We start from the raw sequence: 20633 nt of genomic DNA, 5'->3' as shown, positions 1-20633 counted from the left end.
TCCTCCTTATAATTTTGTTCTCGTAAAACTTATTATACAGGATACGTCGCTGTTTTACTTCATACACATCTTTTGATTATAACTCAAGTACAAATTTCAAAGGACAATATTATGAGAATTATTATATAACTCAATATATTGTCATTCGTAATTTGTCATTTGTCTTTAACGCAAACTAATCTTTTATGATTTTATATTTAATATTCGGCGGGATTTTATTATACCCTCAAACGATACCTTATTCCTTGCCAACAAGGGTGGGGAGCCATTTTTCCCACTCTTTTTCAAATTCTGATATTTTTTTGCCTGTAACCTTTTCGAAGGCTTTTAAACCGCTTTTGTCGTTTTTGTAGCTTTTTTTGTACTCTTTATAGAAATCCCCAAGAAGGTTTTCACTGTACAGATATATCCCCAGATATCTGACGGTGGCATAAAATATTTCAATATCTACATCTTTGTTCCATCCTTTTTCTTTTGTAATTATTTTTTCCAGACCTACGTGCTTACCTTCGGTGAACATTTCTTTTAAAGATTCCAGGCGCGAGCTCTTATATTTCACTTCTATTTTTTCGCTTACATAATTCCACCTGAGAGATTCGTATGTGGTAGAAAGCATCTCCGTAAGCCATCTTGGATGATCCTGCAATACCATTGCCTGATCTCCTGAATGCAGGGCGTGCATATATTCATGAACAAAAGTACCGTAACCTGTATAAGTATCGGAGAAAAATATACCGAAGGCCGGAACAAAAACCCCCTCAAATCCGCTGCTTGTGCCAAGCAACGTCCCGATCAACGCTTTGTTAACATCCCGGCTTTCCGACATTATCCAGATTATTGGGAACTCGCTTGTTTTTATTCCCAAATCCTCTTTAGCGAACTTTGCGGCAGTGACCATGGATTCTTTGAGTATTTTTATTTTTGCGTTATCTCTTATATCCGTAAATAATATTACATTTGTTTCCGGTATATTTATTTCGTAATAGCTGGCAAGCTCTTTTTTTGTCCTTGCCATTAATACTTTTCTGCCTTTTTTTATCAGTTCATTTTTATTTTTTAAAAACTCCGTAAGTAAACCTTTTTTAATTAGTCCCTGGAACTCTTCTTTCTCTACCACAAAAGAAAGATCAAAATACCCCTCCGCGAAAGCTTCTTTTATGAATTTTACGGCTTCTTCTTCTTTGTCCAGGCAGGCGTTTAACACGGCTTTATGCATAAGAAGCTGCGGATCCCTGGAGCTTTCTTGCAAGATCTTTTCAAAAGCTTCCAAAGCTTTTATATATTCTTTTTTTTCTATCAGCTCTTCAATATCATTTTCTTTTGCTGAAAAAAGAGAGTGCAGGACTTTAGGCGCAGTCTCGAATTTTATTGTTCCGGCCAGTTCTTCCAGCAATTTACCGGCATCTTCTCCCGTCATGACCAGGTTAAAAAACTCCAATATATTAACTATACTTCCGGTTTTGATAAAAAGCAGGAACATTTTTTTCGGTTTACCGCTTTCTTCCTTAACACTTTCTTCAGGGGTTACTTCTTCCTTTTTTTTTATCTCTCCGGCCTTTATTTTCTTTTCCTTTTGATAGGAAAAATATATAAGAATGGCTTTTCTGTCTTTTAGTTCAATTTCCTTGTGTTCCAATACTTTAATATCTACATATGATTTTTTATATTGCTCCCAATATTTTTCATAAGCTTCTTCCACCGGAACATCCCTGAAATATTTTTCCAGTATCATAAAATCCTGAATTTTACTGTCCGGGTCGGAATAAAAGAAAGGAGGGTACTGCTTCTTCGCCTGCTGCCAGCCTTCAGGGATCTTAAAGGATAACCCCGTCACCGCATCCGTAAACTTCCCCGCCGCTTTCGCAGAAAGCCCCCCCGAAAGAAATATAATGAAAAGTAAAGTGAAACAACTCTTTTTAAGCATCATATTTCTATATTTATATTATGCAAGTTAGACTTCAATTTATTTGTGACTTTTTTACCAGAATGAACCAAAAATACTTTTTTCACACTGCCTCCTTCTCCTCAAATATTAATTTATCAGCCATTTCCATAATGGCACGTATTTTATTACCTGTCCTGAGTATTTTTCCTCTTTTTCTTCTTCTTTTGTAATTAACAACAGGTTGCGGCATTTGAATTCCTTCCCTGCTTTTAAAAGCGGAGCTATTTCTCTCTTTTTTGTTTCCAAATTGTATGTTTCGGCGCACACCTGTATTAATTGAATTATCTTCACTCCCTGCTTGATAACAAAATCCACTTCTTTCTCTTCTTTCCAGTAATATATTTCCATCAATGGATTTTGAAGCTGTCTTTGTTTTAATTCTATCATTACTGTATTCTCCATTACTTTGCCGTAATCCTCGCTAAACCTGAAGCCATAGGCCGTTCTTAACCCATTGTCAATAAGGTAGCATTTCCTGACGGATAACATCTGCTCCTTTAATGAAGCAGAGTATTTCCGGTTAAGAATGAACAAACCGGTTTTTTCCAATGCCGATACATATTTCAAAAGTGTCCGTTTTGTCATAGGATAGGCTTCTTTTAGCGCCTTCCAAAAAGCAGTGACAGAAAACACGGAGGATATATTTGTAGTCAAGTATCTCATTAATTCTCTAGCTGCACCTTCATTCCGAAGGGAAAATCTTTCCACCATGTCTTTCAGGAACATCGTATTCCAATACTCTCCGAGGATCCTTAACCTTAAAGCTTTGTTTTCCTCAAGTACCGCTTCCGGAAAGCCTCCAAACTCGCTGTAAATTTCTAACTCCTTTTTTATACTATGTCTGTCTTTTGAATATGAAATATTTTTTTTAATAACTATGCCTTTTGATCTTAATATTTCTTTAAAAGAAAACGGCAGGAGGTCATAATTTATAGATCTCCCTCTCATTTCCTTTGAAAGGCTTTCATGAAACACCTCGGAAGAAGAACCGGTCAAAAATATCCTGAATTTTCCGGTATCTAAGAGTCTTCTTACCCCTCTTTCCCAATTTGAAATATTTTGAATTTCGTCAAAAAAAGAATAACATATTATTTTTGTATTCTCAGGATAAAGATCGTGATAGGCTTCCAGTATTATATCAATACTTTTACCATCAAAAGGCAAAACTCTCGGATCGTCGAAATTGAGATAAAACATGTTTTCTCTTGGAACGCCGGAAGCTGCTAACTCTTTCATTTTATTATAAAAAAGATAAGTTTTACCGCTTCTACGGGGGCCGGTTACCGTAATAATTTTCTTTGTATCAGAAGGTATTTTAACATCTCTTTGTACGATCTCGGGAAATTCAAATTCCTGGCTTTCTTTTATTAACTCCTTAACCTTTTCTTTGCTTATCATTTAAGCTCTCCTATGATACCATTACAGCTATATAATGGTATCATAGGTGATACCATCTGTCAATATTGTTTTTACTTCTTATCTTTTGGAATATTTACGGATATCTAAAATGGCTGCTAATATCCGGATAATTTGTAAGTAAATGTGTTTCAGATGTATAACCCGGTTCCGGAAAGTTATCGATTATATAAGGCATTCCCTCCTTGTTGACTTTATCAGATACTATCGCACAATGCCAGGGCCTATTAACCATACATGATTTCACGCCATGAACCTGAAGTATTGAATGGTTCCTGGTTTGCTCAACCTGCAACCTGTCATCTTTTTTTCCCGCTCAGCACAAACCAAAAGCCGCGGGGGGAGACGATCTGGGTGATTTTATGCTTTTTCAGCACTTTCAGGTCTTCGTCCCCGGTTATGATATACTCGGCTTTAGAGCTTTCAGCGAGCCACAGGATATGGTTATCTTTTTCGTCCCTGCAGACTTTTTTGGATTTCTCAAAAGTTGTTAATACGCAAAACTCATTTAAATATTCTACAGCTTCGGTCACACTTGCCTGAGGGAGTTTTATTTTAACTGAGAGTTTTTCTTTGACCTCGTTAATTATTTTTTTGCTGATAATTACTTCCGAGCTTTCCATGGCCGCTTCAAATATCGACTGACAAATCCCTCTTGTGGCAAATGCAGCAATAATAACATTGCTGTCAATAACTACCTTCATTTAAGTTTCCTGAATACATCTTCATCGGTCAAAATACCCTCTGCCTCGGCAAACGGCAGTATTTTTTTCCTTATCATCCTGAATCTTCTTAAAGCCACATACGCCTTGATTGATTCGCGGACAATATCACTCACAGGTTTTTCTTCGCTTACACTGACTTTATTAAGGTCCTTTTTTAGCTCATCTGTGATCCTTATTGTTAATGTCTGATTCATACACCCTCCTAACCCCTGTGTTACATTGTAACACAAATATCAATATTTGTCAACCAGCCTAAAATTTTACCCCTTCACCCCTTTTTCACTTTGTTCCCTTTTTTATTTATTTTCATTTTCTGATTCTTGGCGCACTCGAATTTCGAGTTTAGTACTTCGAATTTTGATTTCTGCTACCTTTACTTACCAATGCAGAAATCACTAAATATCTTATTCAATATATCATCCGTTGAAACTCTTCCCGTAACACTTCCTATATAATCGAGAGCTCCCCGAATATCTAAAGCGATAAACTCCTCGGACATTTTTTTATTTATCGATTCAATTGCTTTTTTTATTGAATCAGCGGCGTTTGAGAGGAGTTCCTTATGCCTGACATTCGTTATTATTAAGCTTTCTTTCGACCTCGCGCCCTTTTCCAGCGCTATCTTCCCCATCTCTTTCTTCAGTTTTTCTATACCGGTTTTGTTTAAAAGGGATATTTTAACAATCGAGGCAGAGATTAACTTCTTAACCTCTTTTTCGGTTGTTTTTGCGGGTTTCAGATCGGTTTTATTTATGACAGCAATAATATTTTTACCCTTTATCTTATTTATTATCTCCAGATCTTCTTTTTCTATCTTTGTGGCCCCGTCAAACACGGCAAGGAGAAGGTCAGCTTCATCTATTGCGATTATCGACCGTTCTATTCCTTTTCTTTCCACCAGGTCTTTGGCCTCTCTTATCCCGGCGGTATCGGATAGAACAAACGCAATCCCTTCTATGTTTATAGTTTCCTCTATTACATCTCTCGTTGTTCCCGGAATATGTGTCACTATAGCGCGCTCTTCGTCTAAAAGCTCATTCAAAAGCGAGGACTTGCCGGCGTTGGGTTTTCCGATTATCGCGGTTTTTATTCCCTCGCGGAGCATTTTCCCGCCCTCGGCGGTGGCAAGTAATGCATTTATTTCTTTTAATGTCTTTTGCAGCTCTTTCTTGACCCCGGACATACCGGTCGTCTCTATTTCTTCCTCTGCAAATTCTATATTGGCTTCAACCCCCGCACAGATATTTTTTAAAGCTTCCGCAATAAGCTCCATCTTTTTTGAAAGCCCGCCTTTAAGCTGGTTTACGGCTGCTTTTAAGCTTTCTTCCGTTTTTGCCTTTATAATATCAAAAACCGCTTCTGCCTGCGCAAGATCTATCCTTCCGTTTAAAAAAGCCCGTTTTGTGAACTCCCCGGGTTCCGCAAGACGCGCACCATATTTTAATAAAAGAAGGAGCGTCCGCCTGACTGAAACCAGACCGCCATGGCAATTAATTTCTGCCGTGTCTTCCCTTGTATAAGTAGCAGGCGCTTTCATGATAGTCACAATTACTTCATCTATTGTTTCCCTGCTGATCGGATCTGCAATAAAACCATAATGGGCTGAATATGAAGGCATTTCTGATAATGTTTTTTCTTTTTTCGGTTTGAATATTTTTGATACGATCTTTACGGCATCTGCTCCTGAAACCCGTACAATGCCAAGGCCGCTTTCGCCGGGCGGAGTGGATATTGCAGCTATTGTATTTTTCATGATTATTTCCTGATTTTAATTTTCAGTTCATTCGAAATAACCGGATGTTTTATCCAACTCTTTTTCATTCCGGTTATTTCCGGACCTCCGGAATAAGAAAGAACAATTTCTACTTCCTGTTCGATTTTGTCTTCAGCCGCAGAAAACGCAACAATTTCCGAAGTAAGAGCGGTGCCTGCATCTATTGTAAAAATATCCCTCACTTGCTCTTCGGTTCCCTGTATTACTGAAAGATCTTTTTTTAACTTCTTTATCAGACGGCCTTCCTTAATTACAAGAAGGTCAAAACCAAAATTACCTTTAATATCATTAATTCCGGAGGCAACCAGGCTTCCCGTATTTTTAAAAAGAAGTTTAATTTTTATTTCTTCTTCTTTGCCGTATTCCGGTTTTTCTGTTGAAATTTCAAGAGTAATATCTTCATTAGGAGCAGTATCCAAGTCTGACAATATTTCTTCCGTTTCTTCCTTTAATTTTTGTTCCGAAAGGGCTGTTTTATCTTTTATAAACTGCTCCGTAACTTCCGTACAATCTGCTGTTTTTGGGTTTTTTAATACACTTAGAGCCTTTCTATAGTTCCTGAGTTCCAAATATGCATTTACCAGCAGGTAATTCCTTCTACAGCCGATAACCGGTTCTATTATTTCTTTACTTGTCAGCATTTCCAAAAACTTCAGGTTAATCAAATACGGTTTAAGATCCATTAACGGGAAAAGCTCTTTTGCTTCGGCAAATTTTCCGGTATTTGCCAGGCATTTTGCCGCAAGCTCGGCATAAACATCATCAGAGACTGCTTCTTTAACTATACTTTCATAGAGGGAAAGATATCCCTGCGCCCGGTTAAAATCATTCAGGCCAAATAAATACATTTTTGCCGCATCTTTATAAGCTTCATTATTCCTTTTTACAAGCAATATTTGTTTTACATTTTTAACAATGGCATCAAAACTCTCTTTATCATAACCGGTATAAGTCAAAGAATCATGCTCTCCGGCAATTTGCGCCGGCAAGGGGACTGGGTTAGCGTCAATTTCTTTTTCCCCCAGCTTTTCTTTTAACGCTTCCATTAAAAGTTGTGCGTTCCTGCTGTTAACAGGTTCTTTGAGCAAAAAGTCAGTTGTTTTAGAAACAGAGAGTGCAGCGGAAGCTCTGACAGCCATGCTCAACAGAGAGGGGTCCTTAAAGGATTCTTCAATCAAGGGCAGCACTCTTTCATCCTTTAAATTCGAAGCAGCCAGAAGAAGATAGCTGAATATTTTATTATTTATCAGGGTTTTCTTCCCGACCATTTCTTTCGCAGAAGTTAGCTCCGTCCAGACACTTTCTTTTCCGTTTACCAAAAGGGCTATTTCTTTTACGGCTTTCTCGCAAAAATAATCCTGCCTTAAAACAGATTTTTCTTTTATAACCTGCAGCCACTTTTTTATTCGTTCTTCTTCAGAAATAGTTTTTGCCTCTTCACGGATTTTAATAAGCTCAATGGCCTCTCTGGCCGCGACTCTTACGGGATAAACATCTTTTCGAAGGACAAAAGAATCATAAAGCAGGGAGTTGATTTTTGGAATGGACTTCGAAGAACCCTTTTCCCCGAGAAATCTGACGGTAAGAAATCTTATCTGGGAGCTCTTGTCTTTGATTACCGAATATAATGTTTCAATCGTAAATTCATCTAATTCTTTATCCGCTGTATCTTTATAAATTTCCCGGAGTATCCTTTCTTTTGTGTAACCGCTTTTGGTTTCTTTAAGCAAAGAAAATAAATATTTCCTTCCTTTTTCTCCGGTTATGATTAATTTTTCCAAATTTAAATTATTTGTAACTATCGAAAACCCGGCTTCAGGCAGTTCCCCTGTCTCCGTATCCTCCTCCTGAATGCGGAATATCAAGTTCTCCAGGTACTGTTTAATTTTTTCCGCGTGTTTTTCTGCCTGCTGTGTTTTTGAATCATCCAAAGAAATCTCGGCAGTAACGTCCTTGTTTTGAACAAGATCAGGTTCTTCTCCAAAACCGGACTGTAATAGCAGGAATATTACAGTCAAAACACCGTATGTTAATAATCTTTTGTTTCTCATCTTGTTTTCAGGTAACTGTTGCAGGTTTCTTATTAACCATCCATTGCTGTACTATTGAAAGAATATTCTGTACCGTAAAATAAAGAAGCAGTCCCGCGGGAAGGGACCAGAAAATAAACGCAAATATTGCAGGCATCATCCACATCATCATTTTTGCCTGCTGCGGATCCGTAGCAGGAGTCATCTTTTGCTGCAAGATCATAGTTGCAAGCATTAGAATAAGGAGAACAAAGTACGGGTCTCTTACCGAAAGATCGCTCCAGATCAAAAACGGAGCATTTTTAAGCTCTATAGCATTAGCAAGCACCGCGTAAAAGGCCACAAAAATAGGAATCTGCAGAAGCATAGGCAAACACCCGCCCAGAGGGTTTACTTTCTTTTCCTTATATATTCTCATTGTTTCTTCTGTCATTTTCTGAGGGTTGTCCTTATATTTTGCTTTAAGAGCATTAATCTCAGGCTGAATATCCTGCATTTTTTTCATGGCTTGATAACTCTTTTGTGTCGGCCACCAGGTTATTGCTTTAAGCACCACCGTTACAACTATAATCGCAAGACCCCAGTTAAAGGTAAAAGCATAGCACCATTTTAATACAATTAACATCCCGAGACCGATTACATTAAAAAAGCTCCAGCCCAGATCCATCGCGTGATATAGTCCGACTTTAAAAGCATCCAGATTCTCATATAATATCGGGCCCGAATAATATGCCATCGCAAAAGTTCCGCCCTTTTCTCCGTCAAACGCCGGAAGTAAAAGTGAGGCAACCGGCATTGCAAAATGGGAATCAACTTCTTTTGTTATGTTATCTTTCTTTTGCTCCAGCTTGGGAGAAAACATTAAAGCATGTTCTTCGCCTCTCATTCCCGAGCCTGCCCGGGGAATAAAAACTGATATAAAATATTTGTCCTTTATTCCAAGCCAGGAAAGTTCTCCTGCTCCTGTTTGTTTTTCAGCGTCTTTAATAATAAAATCCGGTTCCTGCTTTTCATTTACTGTTTGTTTCATCCCAAATATATTTTTAACGACCGTCTTGTCCAGGTAATGAATATTAGAAAACACCGCCATATTTTCTACTATCTTTTTCATATCCTTTTCAAGAATAACGCCCTTGTCATTATAAATAAAATGATTATTAACTCCGACGCCAAGATACAGTTTTGCATCGGTAATATTTTTTACTTCCTTGTTTAAAGATTTTATATTTAAAGTAATATCACAGGTGAAGCTTTCTTTTCTAAAGGAATATGTTTTTGTTATCTCGGCCACGCCCTTTACAACCGCCGTAAACTCAGCGCCTGTTTCCGTCTGTTTTGCTTTATAAACCACATTGTCTTCAAATTTAAGCGACGGGATTACAAGTGTCCCCGGAAAAATATTCCGGTCGCTGTTCCATACCATATCTATCTGTTTCCCGTTCTCTTTATAATCATTTAATACCCAGTGCTTAATACAACCGCCTGCAGTGTTAAAAGTAATTACAGAAGAAGGCGTAGAAAAAACGAGATCTTCGCTTTTAAGAACAACCTTAGTTTTTTCTATGACTGCTGCTTTTGCCGGTTTTACCACGGCAGCTGTTTCTTTTACTTTTATTTCCGGCGCAGCTGCTTCCTCTGTAACTGCCCTTTTTTGCGAAAAATTCGAAGCCGGTTTCTGGTTTTTGGCCATGAAGTACTGAAATGCAATCAGAACTAAAAATGAAAGCGCCGCCGCAAGTATTATTCTTTTTCCTTCTTTACCCATGATAAATTCTCCTTTCGAACAACTTTAATTTATGACATAATGCTCGTCTTTTTTCCCTTGCTGACTTTCTTCACTTTATCCGCTTTTTAAACGCAACTTTGATATACTACCATATTATATACAGGCTATGCAATAATAACCCGAACAGGCGTTTCCCCATTTCTTTTGTCATCCCCGACTCACCTGCCCGCCGGTCTTTTTGGAGGGCAACGTTTTGGAACAAGCTCCATTACTGCAATCTGTATTTTGCCATCTGCGGAATGCAAACCCGTACATAAAAATAAAAATAATATTATTTTTTTCATAAGGCTCCACTCTTCTTATTTACTATTTTAAGCTACACTGTAAAATAAGTCAACGTGAAAGAACTAACCCGAAATCCGAAGCAGGAAACGTACAATTTTTTTACATGTTATTAAGGTTTCAAGGGGATTTCGGTTTTGACTCCACTGATAAGAAAGAGAGATTCAACCGAGACAGACAACCTGCATGCCGGTATTTCTAAACTCATATTTTGATATTCCTGTTTTGTTTTCAAGGAAGGATTTTACTCAAACCGGAGCGCCTCAATAGGATTAAGCTTTGCAGCTTTTCTTGCGGGGAATATCCCGAAAATAAGACCGATTGTAGCGGAAAAAATTGTAGAAACGACTATGGACAAGGTTGTGACAATGACCGGCCAACCGGTAAGTTTTGCCATTATAAAAGAAATAAGCTCACCAAAGATAACACCGATAATGCCCCCGCTCACGGTCATTACTATAGCTTCTATTAAAAATTGCATCATAATATCTTTTTCCTGCGCGCCTATGGCTTTTCGAAGCCCTATCTCTTTTGTTCTTTCCGTAACCGAAACCAGCATGATGTTCATTATCCCGATACCTCCGACTAAAAGCGAGATAACAGCAACGCTTCCAAGGAGCATGCTCATGGTATTAGTAACGCTTTTCATCATATTTTGGATATCTTCCATATTTCTTATCTGGAAAGAACTATCATCTTTTAACTCATGCGTCTTGATTATAACCTGCTTGATCTCTTCAGCGGCATCCGCCATAACATCCAGGCTGACTGCTTCAACATCTATGGAGTCAACATATACTTTTCCGAGCAGGCGGTACATACCGGTTGTAACGGGGATAACCATTGTGTCGTCCTGATCTTGAAATCCGTTTGAACCTTTCTGGGGTAACACGCCGATAATGCTAAAATTAATCCTGTTGATCTTTATAGTTCTTCCGACCGGATCAGAGTTGCCGAACAAATTACTGACTACGGTAGTCCCGACTACTACAACTTTTGCGCGCGACTTAACCTCTTCCGCAGTAAAGAATCTGCCAAACTCGGGGTTAGCCGCGTGAAGTTCCGCGTAGTCAACTCCTGTACTCTGCACCCTTGTCTGCCAGTTTTTATTTTCAAAAACCACCTGCGCCCTGCCGCTAACCGTCGGGGAAACTCTTTTTATACTGCCTCCTGCTTTACTCAAGGCTTCGGCATCGGCAAGAGTAAAACGGGTTACAGCACCGGCGCCCAAAGAAACTCCTCCGACATTGCTGCTTCCCGGCGTTAGCATAAGAAGGTTTGAACCCAGAGAGGCCAAACGCGCTTCCATAGATTGCTGGGCGCCCTTACCGAGAGCCAGCATGGCGATAACCGCGCCCACGCCGATCAAAATACCCAGCATTGAAAGCGCTGAACGCATTTTGTGGGAAAATATGGATTTAAGCGCCTGGGGAAGATGATCCATAAATAGAGCGCTCCAGAAATTTGTCTTCTTTCTGGCAAAAAGCTGCACGGCATCAAGCTTTCTTTCTCCTTTATGTAAAAACAGTCCGTCGGTTTTTTTTACGTCTGAAACTATCTTTCCGTCAAAGACCGTGATTATTCTTTTTGCCCTTTCCGCCATTTCTTTTTCGTGGGTAACCATTACTATGGTCTTCCCTTTTTTATTAAGACCTTCCAAAATGGACATTATTTCTTCTTTACTTTTAGAGTCCAGGTTACCTGTCGGTTCATCAGCAAAGATTACCAGGGGATCATTGACAAGCGCTCTGGCTATCGCAACCCTTTGCTGCTGCCCGCCGGAGAGTTCGTTTGGAGTGTGATTTTCTCTTTCAGAAAGTTCAACCTGCACTAATTTTTCATGGGCTAAAGCTCTTAACTCTTTCTTTCCCGCATAGATAAGCGGAAGTTCGACATTTTCTATTGCCTTTGTTCTGGGGAGTAAATAAAACTGCTGAAAAACAAACCCTGCAACATTGCTTCTAAGAATTGCCAGTTTATCGTCCTTTAATTTCGCAACATCTTCGCCAAAAACCGTATAGGCCCCGGTATCGGGCCGGTCTAAAAATCCGAGGATATGCATAAGGGTGGACTTGCCGGAGCCTGAAGGTCCGATTATGGCAACATACTCCCCCTGTTCAATTTTAAGAGAAACATCCCGGAGCGCCTGCACCGTGATATCCCCCATCTGATATGTTTTACTGACGTTTTTAAGTTCGATCATGTAACTTCCTTTGAAAAAGATTCCACCGATTTCAGTGCTACAGGATTCCACTGATAAAAAACTAAAAAATGTTACGAGAAAATACTATATTTAAAAATGTGTCATAAGCTTTATAAAATACTCCGTACTTGTTCTCGCCAAGCCTCTGCGCATCTCAACAAAAGATCCGCCTCATATAATTGGCGGACAACCCTCTAAGCCTCATCCTTACCTTCCCGTCTTCATTTTCTTCCGCTCTTGCCAACCCTCCAACCTTCTAATCATCCAATCATCTATTATTATCTGCCTCTTCCGCTGGCTCCTGCAGGTCTTGAAGGCATAAACGGATTGTTTGCCGCTCCTGCTTTATCTGACAATGAGAATTTCTTTGATTCTATGATTATTTTATCATCAGTCCCTACACCTGAAACAATTTCAATATTCAGGTTGTCTGCTAACCCTGTCTTTACAATGACTTTTTCCGGTTCTAAAACCCCTTCCCTTTTTACCATCACATAACTTTCCCCGCTATTAATGCTTTCTTTTTTATCTTTGCTTTCTTCACTGCCTGTGCTTTCTTTGCTTCCCCTGCTTCCCTTACTTCCTTTGCTGTCTTTGCTGTCCTTGCTGTCTTTCCTGACCGCAGCAAGAGGTAAAATCAGAATATCTTTTTTTCTTTCCTGTATTATATCGACGTTGGAACTCATTCCGGAACGGAAAACTGACGGGATCTTATTTGGAATTATCTCCACATCATAGGTCGTAACATTATTTACCATCTTGGACTCATAAGAAATATGGGTCACTGTTCCTCTCTCTCTTACTTCGGGATACGCATCCAGGGAGATTTTTGCTTCATGTCCGACTTTAACTTTGCCGATATCGGTTTCATCCACTTTTGCATTTATGACAAGCTTATCGGAAAGAACCAGCACCGCAGTTGTTTTTGTTACAGACTGTCCCGGCTCAATATTTCTTACTATCACTTCCCCGTCTATTTGCGCGATAATAGGGGTCTGTTTATAAACTTCCTCCCAGTGTTTAATCGCTTCGGCTCCCTGACTTCTTGCCGCATCAAGGAGGATTGCTCTTTCGGTAGAGCTCATCCACGCTAAAATCCGGCCTTTTTTTACCTTATCCCCTTCTTCCACTAAAATACTGTCAACACGTCCGTCTACCGTAGGTTTCATTTCCACCCTGTTTTTAGGCAGAACGGTTCCGGTCGTTGAAATAATAATTTCTATTTTTCCCATTTCCGGGGAAACGATCTTAATTTCGCTCTTCTTGGCCGTATCCTTGTTCCGGAAAATAAAATACGCTGAAACGGTCCCGCCGATCATAAGACCTATCACCGCTAATATTATTGCTTTTTTCATATTGCCTCCGAGTATTTTATTGACTAATTACTAGTGACTAATGACAATTTATTGACGGCGAAATAAATACTTCGCCTTCATTAATCTATTTTTAAATATTGCGGCGGATTTTTTGCCGTTTTCATTAAATAGTCACTAGTCATTAGTAAATAGTACTTAAATTTTATTTACTTTCCAACGTTTCCCCTTTTGCGTTCAGCCAGGAGTTCTCCGCGCTTAGAGAGTTTATTTGCGCGTCCAAAAGAGATTTTTTGGAATTTACGAGATCATCTTCTATAATAATCCAGTTATCAAAAGCAATTAATCCGTTGGAATACTGTATTTCCGCTATTTTGGCTCTTTCCGTGGTTGCTTCAAGAAATTTTTTCCTTACGCCTGCCTGGTCAGATGCGTTCTGAAAATTTATCCACGAGTTAAAAAGCGCAGCCTCAAGATCAAAAGAAGAAGCAATTAAATCAAAATCCGCCTGTAAAATTAAAGACGCTGCCTTTTCCACCTGCGCTGTCCGTCTTCCTCCGTCAAAGAGATCCAGAGAAACACTTATTCCTGCAGATAAATCCGGGATATCCCATGCAAAGTTAGAAGCATTTTTCCCCGCGCCGGCACTCAGGGAAACCTGGGGAAAAAATGACGTCCGGGCGGATTTAAGATTGTAATCCGCTATAAATTTTTGAGAAAGGCTTTGCTTATAGGAAGGACAATTTTCTACAAGTTTCTTTAAATCCGGTTTTTCTTTTTGATCATATTTTAAATCAATCTCCGAAACTGCTTTAATTGTTGCTTCATTTTTCCTTCCCAAATGCCCTATTAGTTTTGTCGAAGCAAGATCCAGATTTCTCTTTGCCGCCGTTACCTCATAATCCGCCTGCAATAAGTTAGCTTCTGCCAGAAGTACGGAACCTTTGTGTTCTCTTCCTGCGTCATAACTTAATTTTACCATGTCGTAATTTTCTTTTCTTCTTTTCTTTATATCCCCGGTAATAATTACAAGCTGCCCGGTCTTAAAAAGATCCAAAAAAGCAGACCTTAAACTGTATCTGACGGAGGCTGAGACCGCTTCATAAGAAAACTTTGCCGCATTAATTCTTTCTTTAGCGGCGGCAACATCAAAAGAATATTTATTACCGTCATAAAGCAGATACCTGCCGGACAAACTATACCCGCTCGACATGCTGTAGGTTCCGCTTGTCAGAGGGAAAGAATTACTCTGGCTTATACTCCCGCTCACCTGCAAAACTCCCCCGCTTTGAATTACCAGCAGGTCTTTTTCGGCCTGGAATATTTTTTCTTTGGCGGATTTTAAATCAGGATTATTTTTAACCGCCTCCTTCACGCATTCCTCCCAGGTAAGAGTATCTTCAGCAAAAAAGAACCCCGAAAGAAACAATAAAATCATAAGTTTGTTTAACATGTTTTTTCCTTTTTACTCGCCGACAGCCATGCAATACAGGTCTATTTTACTGTCAATATCCCCGGAAATAATAACGCCGGCCGTATAATGTGGAAGCGTTTCCGAAATCACAGAATCCAGATTATTTTTCAGGCTCTCTTTCCGGTTCGCGGCAAAAAACACGCCGGAACCTGCAATCAACAACAGCGAAAATAAGGTTGCGGTGATTATTCTTTTTTTTTTGTAAATCCTTTTTTTGGCGGCAAAGACACCCCGGGCTATCTTTAATTCCCAAACAGGATCTTTTTTTCTTTGCTCTATAAGTTCATCAATATCAACCATCAGGCAGTCCCTCCGTTTTCCAGCATTCTCAACATCTTTTTTCTTCCCCGGTATATCCTGCTTTTTACTGTTCCCGAAGGGAGTAATAACTTTTCCGCTATTTCCTTTTCACTTAAACCTTCCGAATACAGCATCAAAATAGACCTGTACTTCAGCGGAAGAAGATTCACCTTTTTAAGCGTATCTTCGATTTCCAGAGTATTCAATTTCTCGTCAAGTTCCTTTTCTTTTTCTCTGAAGAATATACCAAAAAGATCTTTTTTTTGTTCTTCTCTCTTTAATTTTCCGTTCATTCTGAGCGCTTCATTTTTAGCTATCACATACAGCCAGGTGCTGAGCTTGGATTCTTCCCTGAATTTTTCTTTTACCAGACTGTCAAAAGCCTTAAAATAAGTCTCCTGAACTACATCGTCCAGCGCGTGAGCGTAATGTTCAAAGAGATGTTTCTTCACCGCGGAAAGCACCACAACCTTGGTCTCTCTGATAATTTTTGCAAAACTTTCTTCGGAGATTTGCATTTACCTGCCGGTTTCCTTTTTCATCTTGGGACCGCGCCTGGCTCCTATCTCTTTCAGAATATCGGAAAGTTTTATTCTCTGCTCCGGTGTTAATACTGCATGAAATTTCTTAAGCTCCATTATCATAAAACGCCGCATTTCTTCCATTCCCTCTATCTTGGCATCAAGAAGTTTATTTACCGCTTTCTCGTCAAATTTGTCGTTTTTTATCTGTTTTGAAAAAGCCTCTTCTATTTCACGGTCTTTTTTGCTTTCACTCTTTCTCAACTCCTTGTTTTTATTTAATATCTCTTCTTTTATTTCAACCGCTTTTTTCTTCTGTTCTTCTGTAAGGTTTAAGGAACTGCTGATCTTATCTATCATACCGCCTAACCGGTCTTCAAAGCCGTGCGGTTTCTTCTGAGAGCAGCCAAACACGGTCAAAACCACGCTTCCCGCAAGTAAGATCGAAATAAGAACTGTTTTCTTTTTCATAATTAAGCACCTCCGCTTTACACAGGTAAGACCCGTCAAGATCCCTATAAGTTCCCTTTTTTACGCAAGAAAATCGCCTTCGTCGATGACTTTTATCAATAATATCGAGCGATTTTCGCAGTCCTAGCTGTTCTGATTTGTGAAGCAAATCAAGCGGAGATAGGAAAGTTTATACTTTCCTATGCAGCAAGAAAATCGCCTTCGTCGATGACTTTTATCGCTAATATCAGGCGATTTTCGCAGTCCCAGCTGTTCTGATTTGTGAAGCAAATCAAGCGGAGATAGGAAAGTATTTTACTTGTGCCCTCAAGGGTATACTTTCCTATGCAGCAAAAAAGCCGCATCCCTGTTTATTATAGAGATGCGGCTTCTGTTAGTCTACTATTAAATTATTTTTTCTTGTTTTTCTTTTCGCATTCCTTTAGCTGCTCGCGCAGAGTCTGTAATTCTTTCTGCTTTGCGTCTCTTTCTGTCATTATTTTATAAAGCTCGGGATTCTCGGTTTTCATCTTTTCCATCTGTTCCGGCGACATCTTTGGTCTTTCTTTCCCGCCCTTCCGGCCTTCGCGTTTTTCTCCGTCTTTACCTTCCTTTTTCTCTTCTTTCTTTTCTTCCATTTCTTTCTTCTTTTCTTCTTTCTTGGCTATTACTTCTTCATATTTTTTCGGGTCTTTCTGCTTAAGCTCGTCCAGTTTTGCCTGTTTTTCGGCATCGCGTTTAGCTTTTTCTGCTTCATGCATAGGTTTAGCTTTTTCCATCAAAACATTTAACTCTTCCCTCTTTGATTTGATCTGGTCAACAATTCCCTGACATTCAGGGCAATCGGTCTTTATTTCCCGTGGACCCTTCCCTCCCGGGGCCTTGCTATCACCCTGTTTTGCTCCCTCTTCCGCAAGAAGCATTCCGGAAACAAACATACATACAGCAGCTCCCAACACCAACATCTTCGTTCTCTTCATATATCTTTCCTCCTTTAATACATATATTCTTTGTTATTTACTATACTATTAGACACAATTATATCTTAAAAGGTTACACAATTAATAATTAAATTATTTTAATGTTTCACCCCCTTTTTTTGCCTTTTGTTTTTATGCTTTTACGTTAGCAACCCAAGCAACGTTTACCCTTCGAAGCTTTAGCGTAGAAGGATGTTAACATAAAATATTCTAACTATCTTTCTTTTCCCTTTTCAAGCTTTTACTTTTATAGACTTTTACAGACCTTTACGAACTTTTATGGACGCCTTTGGCTTTTCCCGGTACCGGATCAATTCCCCCTTCATGGAACGGATGGCACTTCAATATTCTTTTAACAGCCAGCCAGCTTCCCTTCACCGCGCCAAATCTATTTAGCGCTTCGATTGCATATTCAGAACAGGAGGGTGTGAACCTGCAGGAAGGCGGCAGATACGGAGATACCCCTTTTTTATATATTTTTAATAAAAATATTAAAATAGCTTTCACAAGAGTCCGGTTTCAGTAAACATCTTTTTTATGATATTGCTGATCTCTTCTTTTGATTTCAAAAGCAATTTGTCTGAAGTGATTATTGCGGCAGTTTTTTGCTTTGGAAGTTTTCCCCTTAAACTTCTTACGGCTTCCCGGATAACTCTTCGAACTTTATTTCTTTTTGTTGCCGGCTTTACTTTGGCCGGAAGGACAGCGAACCTGAAACGGCCGCTGTCACTCCCGCCTATTATTAAGGAAATATCTTTTCCCCGTATTCTTTTTCCTGTTTCAAAAAGCTTTTTTACTTCATTTGAAGTTAAGGAATCAATCATTTACTTATTGATCAAGCTTTTTCTTCCCTTTGCTCTGCGTCGGGAAAGTGTTCTCTTTCCTCCCACTCTTCTCATTTTTTTTAAGAAGCCGTGCGTTCTCTTTCTTTTTCTCTTGTGCGGTTGAAATGTTCTTTTAACCATATTCTTGTCTCCCTCCTGATAAAGCGATTCCACCGATTGCAAATCTTTTGGATTCCACTGATATAACTCATGGTTCTATTATTAAGTTTACTAAATATATCACAGGACACAGGGATTGTCAAACGGTAATAAGAAAATGACTAAGGACTAATGACTACTGACTATTTAAAGTTGGCCTGCAAAAATACTATGCAGGCCTTCATAATGTATTTATTAAATATTCGCAGCGGTTTTTAGCTGCGTTCCTAAAATAGTCACTAGTCATTAGTAATTTATTTTTTCGGAAATTATTTCTCTTGACATTTTCCCCTAACTGTTATAAGATTACTTCGCTCGGTAGTTTAGCAAAATCAATTATCGGCAGACATAGTTTCACGAGAAAAACACCCTGACAGGCTTATAGCCTGTCTTTGTATTTAAAGGGAAAGCCAACACAACAGGTTGTGGATAACTTCAATAAAAAACACTACAATTTGTGCCTGTGGATAACTTTATAAATGCTTTGATAATAAAGGTTATTTGCGATATTCACAGTGTGGATAAAGTTGTGGATAAGTATCGTAAAAATAGGCAATAATTGCGCTTTATTGCAAAATGCATTTAGAAATAAGGAGATTTGCAAATATGTCAGATGTTTCAATATGGAACAAGGCATTAGAAACAATACAATCACGTGTTAGTAAACAGTCTTATGACACCTGGTTTAATGTTGCTAAGGCTATTTCCTACGATGAAGCTGCATCTACACTGACACTTGAAGTTCCAAATAATTTCAACAAAGAATGGCTGGAAAAAAACTACAAAGAACTGCTCTTGGAAGCTCTCCGGTCTGTCGAAAATAAAGATATCTTCATTAATTATTCAATTTCAACGGCAAAACAAGAACCGGTTGTGATTGAAACTGCGAATGTTTCTCCGAGAGAGGAGAAGAAATTTTCCACCGGTACAATTATCGGACTATCTTTAGACCAAAAATATATTTTCGAAAATTTTATTGTTGGAGACAGTAACAGATTTGCTCACGGCGCCTGCGTAGCAGTATCAGAAGCTCCGGCAAAATCCTACAATCCCGTTTTTATTTATGGAGGGGTGGGGCTGGGGAAAACTCACCTGCTGCACGCAATTGGTAATGCAATCAGAAAAGGCGATCCTTCTTTAAAAATAGCGTATCTTACTTCCGAACAGTTTTTAAATGAAATGGTTTCGGCAATAGCTTCCGGAAAGATTAATGACTTCAGGAACAAATACCGGTATGTGGATCTGCTTATGATCGATGATATTCAATTCCTCCAGGGAAAAGAAGGGATGCAGGAGGAGTTTTTCCACACCTTTAACGTGCTTTATTCCGCCAACAGGCAGATTGTCGCCACTTCGGATTCCAAACCGCAGGAATTAAAAATTGAAGAGCGTTTAAAATCACGTTTTGAAATGGGTCTTATCGCAGATATCGGCGCGCCGAGTCTTGAACTCCGCGTTGCTATCTTAAAGAGGAAGGCGGAGAGTGAAAAGATCTTTCTTTCTGATGAGATCTGCCTGTATATTGCCAACATGGAATCAAATGACATAAGAAAACTCGGCGGTTATCTTACAAAGGTGATTGCTTACTCATCTATAACAAAAGCAAAAATTTCTCTTGACCTGGTCAAAGAATGCCTCAAAGATGTAGTTCCTGCCGCACAGGAAAAAAAGATCACTATTGAAGACATTAAAGACGCCGTTGTTAAATACTACAAGTTAAGGCCTTCGGATATGGTTACCAAAAAAAGGACCCAGCCGGCCGCCTTTGCCAGACAGGTTGCAATGTATCTGACTAGAGAGCTTACGGATATGTCTTTACCTGAGATCGGCCAGAACTTCGGAGGAAGGGATCATTCCACGGTAATTCACGCCTATGAAACCATCAGCGCAAAAATTCAAACAGACCTTATTCTGATCCAGGAGTTGAAAGAGATACAAGAGCTTACGAAATCGTAAGCTCAATCCGCCCTAATGATTGGCGGACGAAACAAAAATGATAAAAATAAAATTCTAACAAAAATATATAATTTATTGCGCTTTATTATTTTTCTTCTTTTTTCGAATTTGTTTCGTATTTCGAGTTTAGGGCTTCGAATTTTATTTACTAACTTTTGTTAGTAAATATGGTTAGTAAGTTATCCACACGAGAATATTCAAAAGTTATCCACACAACTAACACTCGTTAACAATTTCGCCAACATTATTACCAACATGCTAAGTGCTTTAACTGTATTAATTTCCAGAACTATTCACATATCCACAGCCTCTACTACTACTACTACTATCTTTATAAGTAATTATTTATATATATAGTAACATTACTTTTGTGAATAGAAGTTATCTGGTATATGATAAGGTATGCTTAAATATGAGGCTCTTCAGGCTTTAGCATGGGTAAAGTTCAAGCCCTCCACAGTGAAAGTAAATTGCCGTCTTAAAATGCTCTTGATT

18 protein-coding genes are annotated in these 20633 nt (G+C 38.9%); 1 reads left to right on the top strand and 17 read right to left on the bottom strand.

Going from position 1 to position 20633, the window contains the following annotated elements; all coding sequences use genetic code 11:
- Positions 1 to 238 precede the first annotated feature (238 nt).
- From A2536_01285 to A2536_01205, 17 genes are all read right to left on the bottom strand, one after another.
- Positions 239 to 1924, bottom strand: a complete 1686-nt coding sequence (locus tag A2536_01285) for a hypothetical protein (GenBank protein OGF45806.1) — start codon at positions 1922 to 1924, stop codon at positions 239 to 241.
- A gap of 108 nt (positions 1925 to 2032) precedes the next feature.
- Complete coding sequence (locus A2536_01280; protein OGF45805.1) at positions 2033 to 3343, bottom strand: hypothetical protein; 1311 nt, start codon at positions 3341 to 3343, stop codon at positions 2033 to 2035.
- 317 nt (positions 3344 to 3660) lie between these two features.
- Positions 3661 to 4065 carry a putative toxin-antitoxin system toxin component, PIN family gene (locus A2536_01275; protein ID OGF45804.1) on the bottom strand — a complete coding sequence of 135 codons (405 nt, stop codon included), beginning with the start codon at positions 4063 to 4065 and terminating at the stop codon, positions 3661 to 3663.
- Positions 4062 to 4280 carry a hypothetical protein gene (locus A2536_01270; GenBank protein OGF45803.1) on the bottom strand — a complete coding sequence of 73 codons (219 nt, stop codon included), beginning with the start codon at positions 4278 to 4280 and terminating at the stop codon, positions 4062 to 4064. Before A2536_01270 ends, A2536_01275 begins: the two co-directional genes overlap by 4 nt.
- Positions 4281 to 4459: 179 nt before the next feature.
- On the bottom strand, positions 4460 to 5839 hold the full coding sequence (locus A2536_01265; protein ID OGF45802.1) for a tRNA uridine-5-carboxymethylaminomethyl(34) synthesis GTPase MnmE: 1380 nt from the start codon (positions 5837 to 5839) through the stop codon (positions 4460 to 4462).
- A gap of 2 nt (positions 5840 to 5841) precedes the next feature.
- Positions 5842 to 7911, bottom strand: a complete 2070-nt coding sequence (locus A2536_01260; GenBank protein OGF45801.1) for a hypothetical protein — start codon at positions 7909 to 7911, stop codon at positions 5842 to 5844.
- Between the two features lie 7 nt (positions 7912 to 7918).
- Entirely contained in the window at positions 7919 to 9655 is a 1737-nt protein-coding gene (locus A2536_01255; GenBank protein ID OGF45800.1) for a hypothetical protein, read from the bottom strand.
- 547 nt (positions 9656 to 10202) lie between these two features.
- The gene (locus A2536_01250) at positions 10203 to 12161 is read right to left on the bottom strand and encodes a MacB family efflux pump subunit (GenBank protein ID OGF45799.1); all 1959 of its coding nucleotides are present in this window, start codon (positions 12159 to 12161) and stop codon (positions 10203 to 10205) included.
- 278 nt (positions 12162 to 12439) lie between these two features.
- A complete protein-coding gene (locus tag A2536_01245) occupies positions 12440 to 13516 on the bottom strand; it encodes a hypothetical protein (GenBank protein OGF45798.1) in 1077 nt (358 codons plus the stop codon).
- A gap of 163 nt (positions 13517 to 13679) precedes the next feature.
- Complete coding sequence (locus tag A2536_01240) at positions 13680 to 14927, bottom strand: hypothetical protein (protein OGF45797.1); 1248 nt, start codon at positions 14925 to 14927, stop codon at positions 13680 to 13682.
- A gap of 12 nt (positions 14928 to 14939) precedes the next feature.
- Positions 14940 to 15248 (bottom strand): hypothetical protein, encoded by a 309-nt coding sequence (locus tag A2536_01235; GenBank protein ID OGF45796.1) that lies wholly within the window; start codon positions 15246 to 15248, stop codon positions 14940 to 14942.
- Entirely contained in the window at positions 15248 to 15760 is a 513-nt protein-coding gene (locus A2536_01230) for a hypothetical protein (protein OGF45808.1), read from the bottom strand. The genes A2536_01235 and A2536_01230 overlap by 1 nt, the downstream gene beginning before the upstream one ends.
- A 6-nt stretch (positions 15761 to 15766) precedes the next feature.
- Positions 15767 to 16129 (bottom strand): hypothetical protein, encoded by a 363-nt coding sequence (locus A2536_01225; protein ID OGF45807.1) that lies wholly within the window; start codon positions 16127 to 16129, stop codon positions 15767 to 15769.
- A 500-nt stretch (positions 16130 to 16629) separates the two neighbouring features.
- Complete coding sequence (locus A2536_01220) at positions 16630 to 17199, bottom strand: hypothetical protein (GenBank protein ID OGF45795.1); 570 nt, start codon at positions 17197 to 17199, stop codon at positions 16630 to 16632.
- Between the two features lie 267 nt (positions 17200 to 17466).
- On the bottom strand, positions 17467 to 17706 hold the full coding sequence (locus A2536_01215) for a membrane protein insertion efficiency factor YidD (GenBank protein OGF45794.1): 240 nt from the start codon (positions 17704 to 17706) through the stop codon (positions 17467 to 17469).
- Positions 17703 to 18023 carry a hypothetical protein gene (locus A2536_01210; GenBank protein OGF45793.1) on the bottom strand — a complete coding sequence of 107 codons (321 nt, stop codon included), beginning with the start codon at positions 18021 to 18023 and terminating at the stop codon, positions 17703 to 17705. Before A2536_01210 ends, A2536_01215 begins: the two co-directional genes overlap by 4 nt.
- Complete coding sequence (locus A2536_01205) at positions 18024 to 18164, bottom strand: 50S ribosomal protein L34 (protein ID OGF45792.1); 141 nt, start codon at positions 18162 to 18164, stop codon at positions 18024 to 18026.
- 594 nt (positions 18165 to 18758) lie between these two features.
- Between A2536_01205 and A2536_01200 the strand changes: the two genes are divergently transcribed.
- Positions 18759 to 20138, top strand: a complete 1380-nt coding sequence (locus tag A2536_01200) for a hypothetical protein (GenBank protein ID OGF45791.1) — start codon at positions 18759 to 18761, stop codon at positions 20136 to 20138.
- Positions 20139 to 20633: the final 495 nt, after the last annotated feature.

It is taken from the genome of Candidatus Firestonebacteria bacterium RIFOXYD2_FULL_39_29 (assembly GCA_001778375.1).
Taxonomy (GTDB): Bacteria; Oederibacteriota; D2-FULL-39-29; order D2-FULL-39-29; family D2-FULL-39-29; genus D2-FULL-39-29.
The sequence above is the reverse complement of the archived record's forward strand: the minus strand, read 5'-3'. Positions and strand labels throughout refer to the sequence as shown.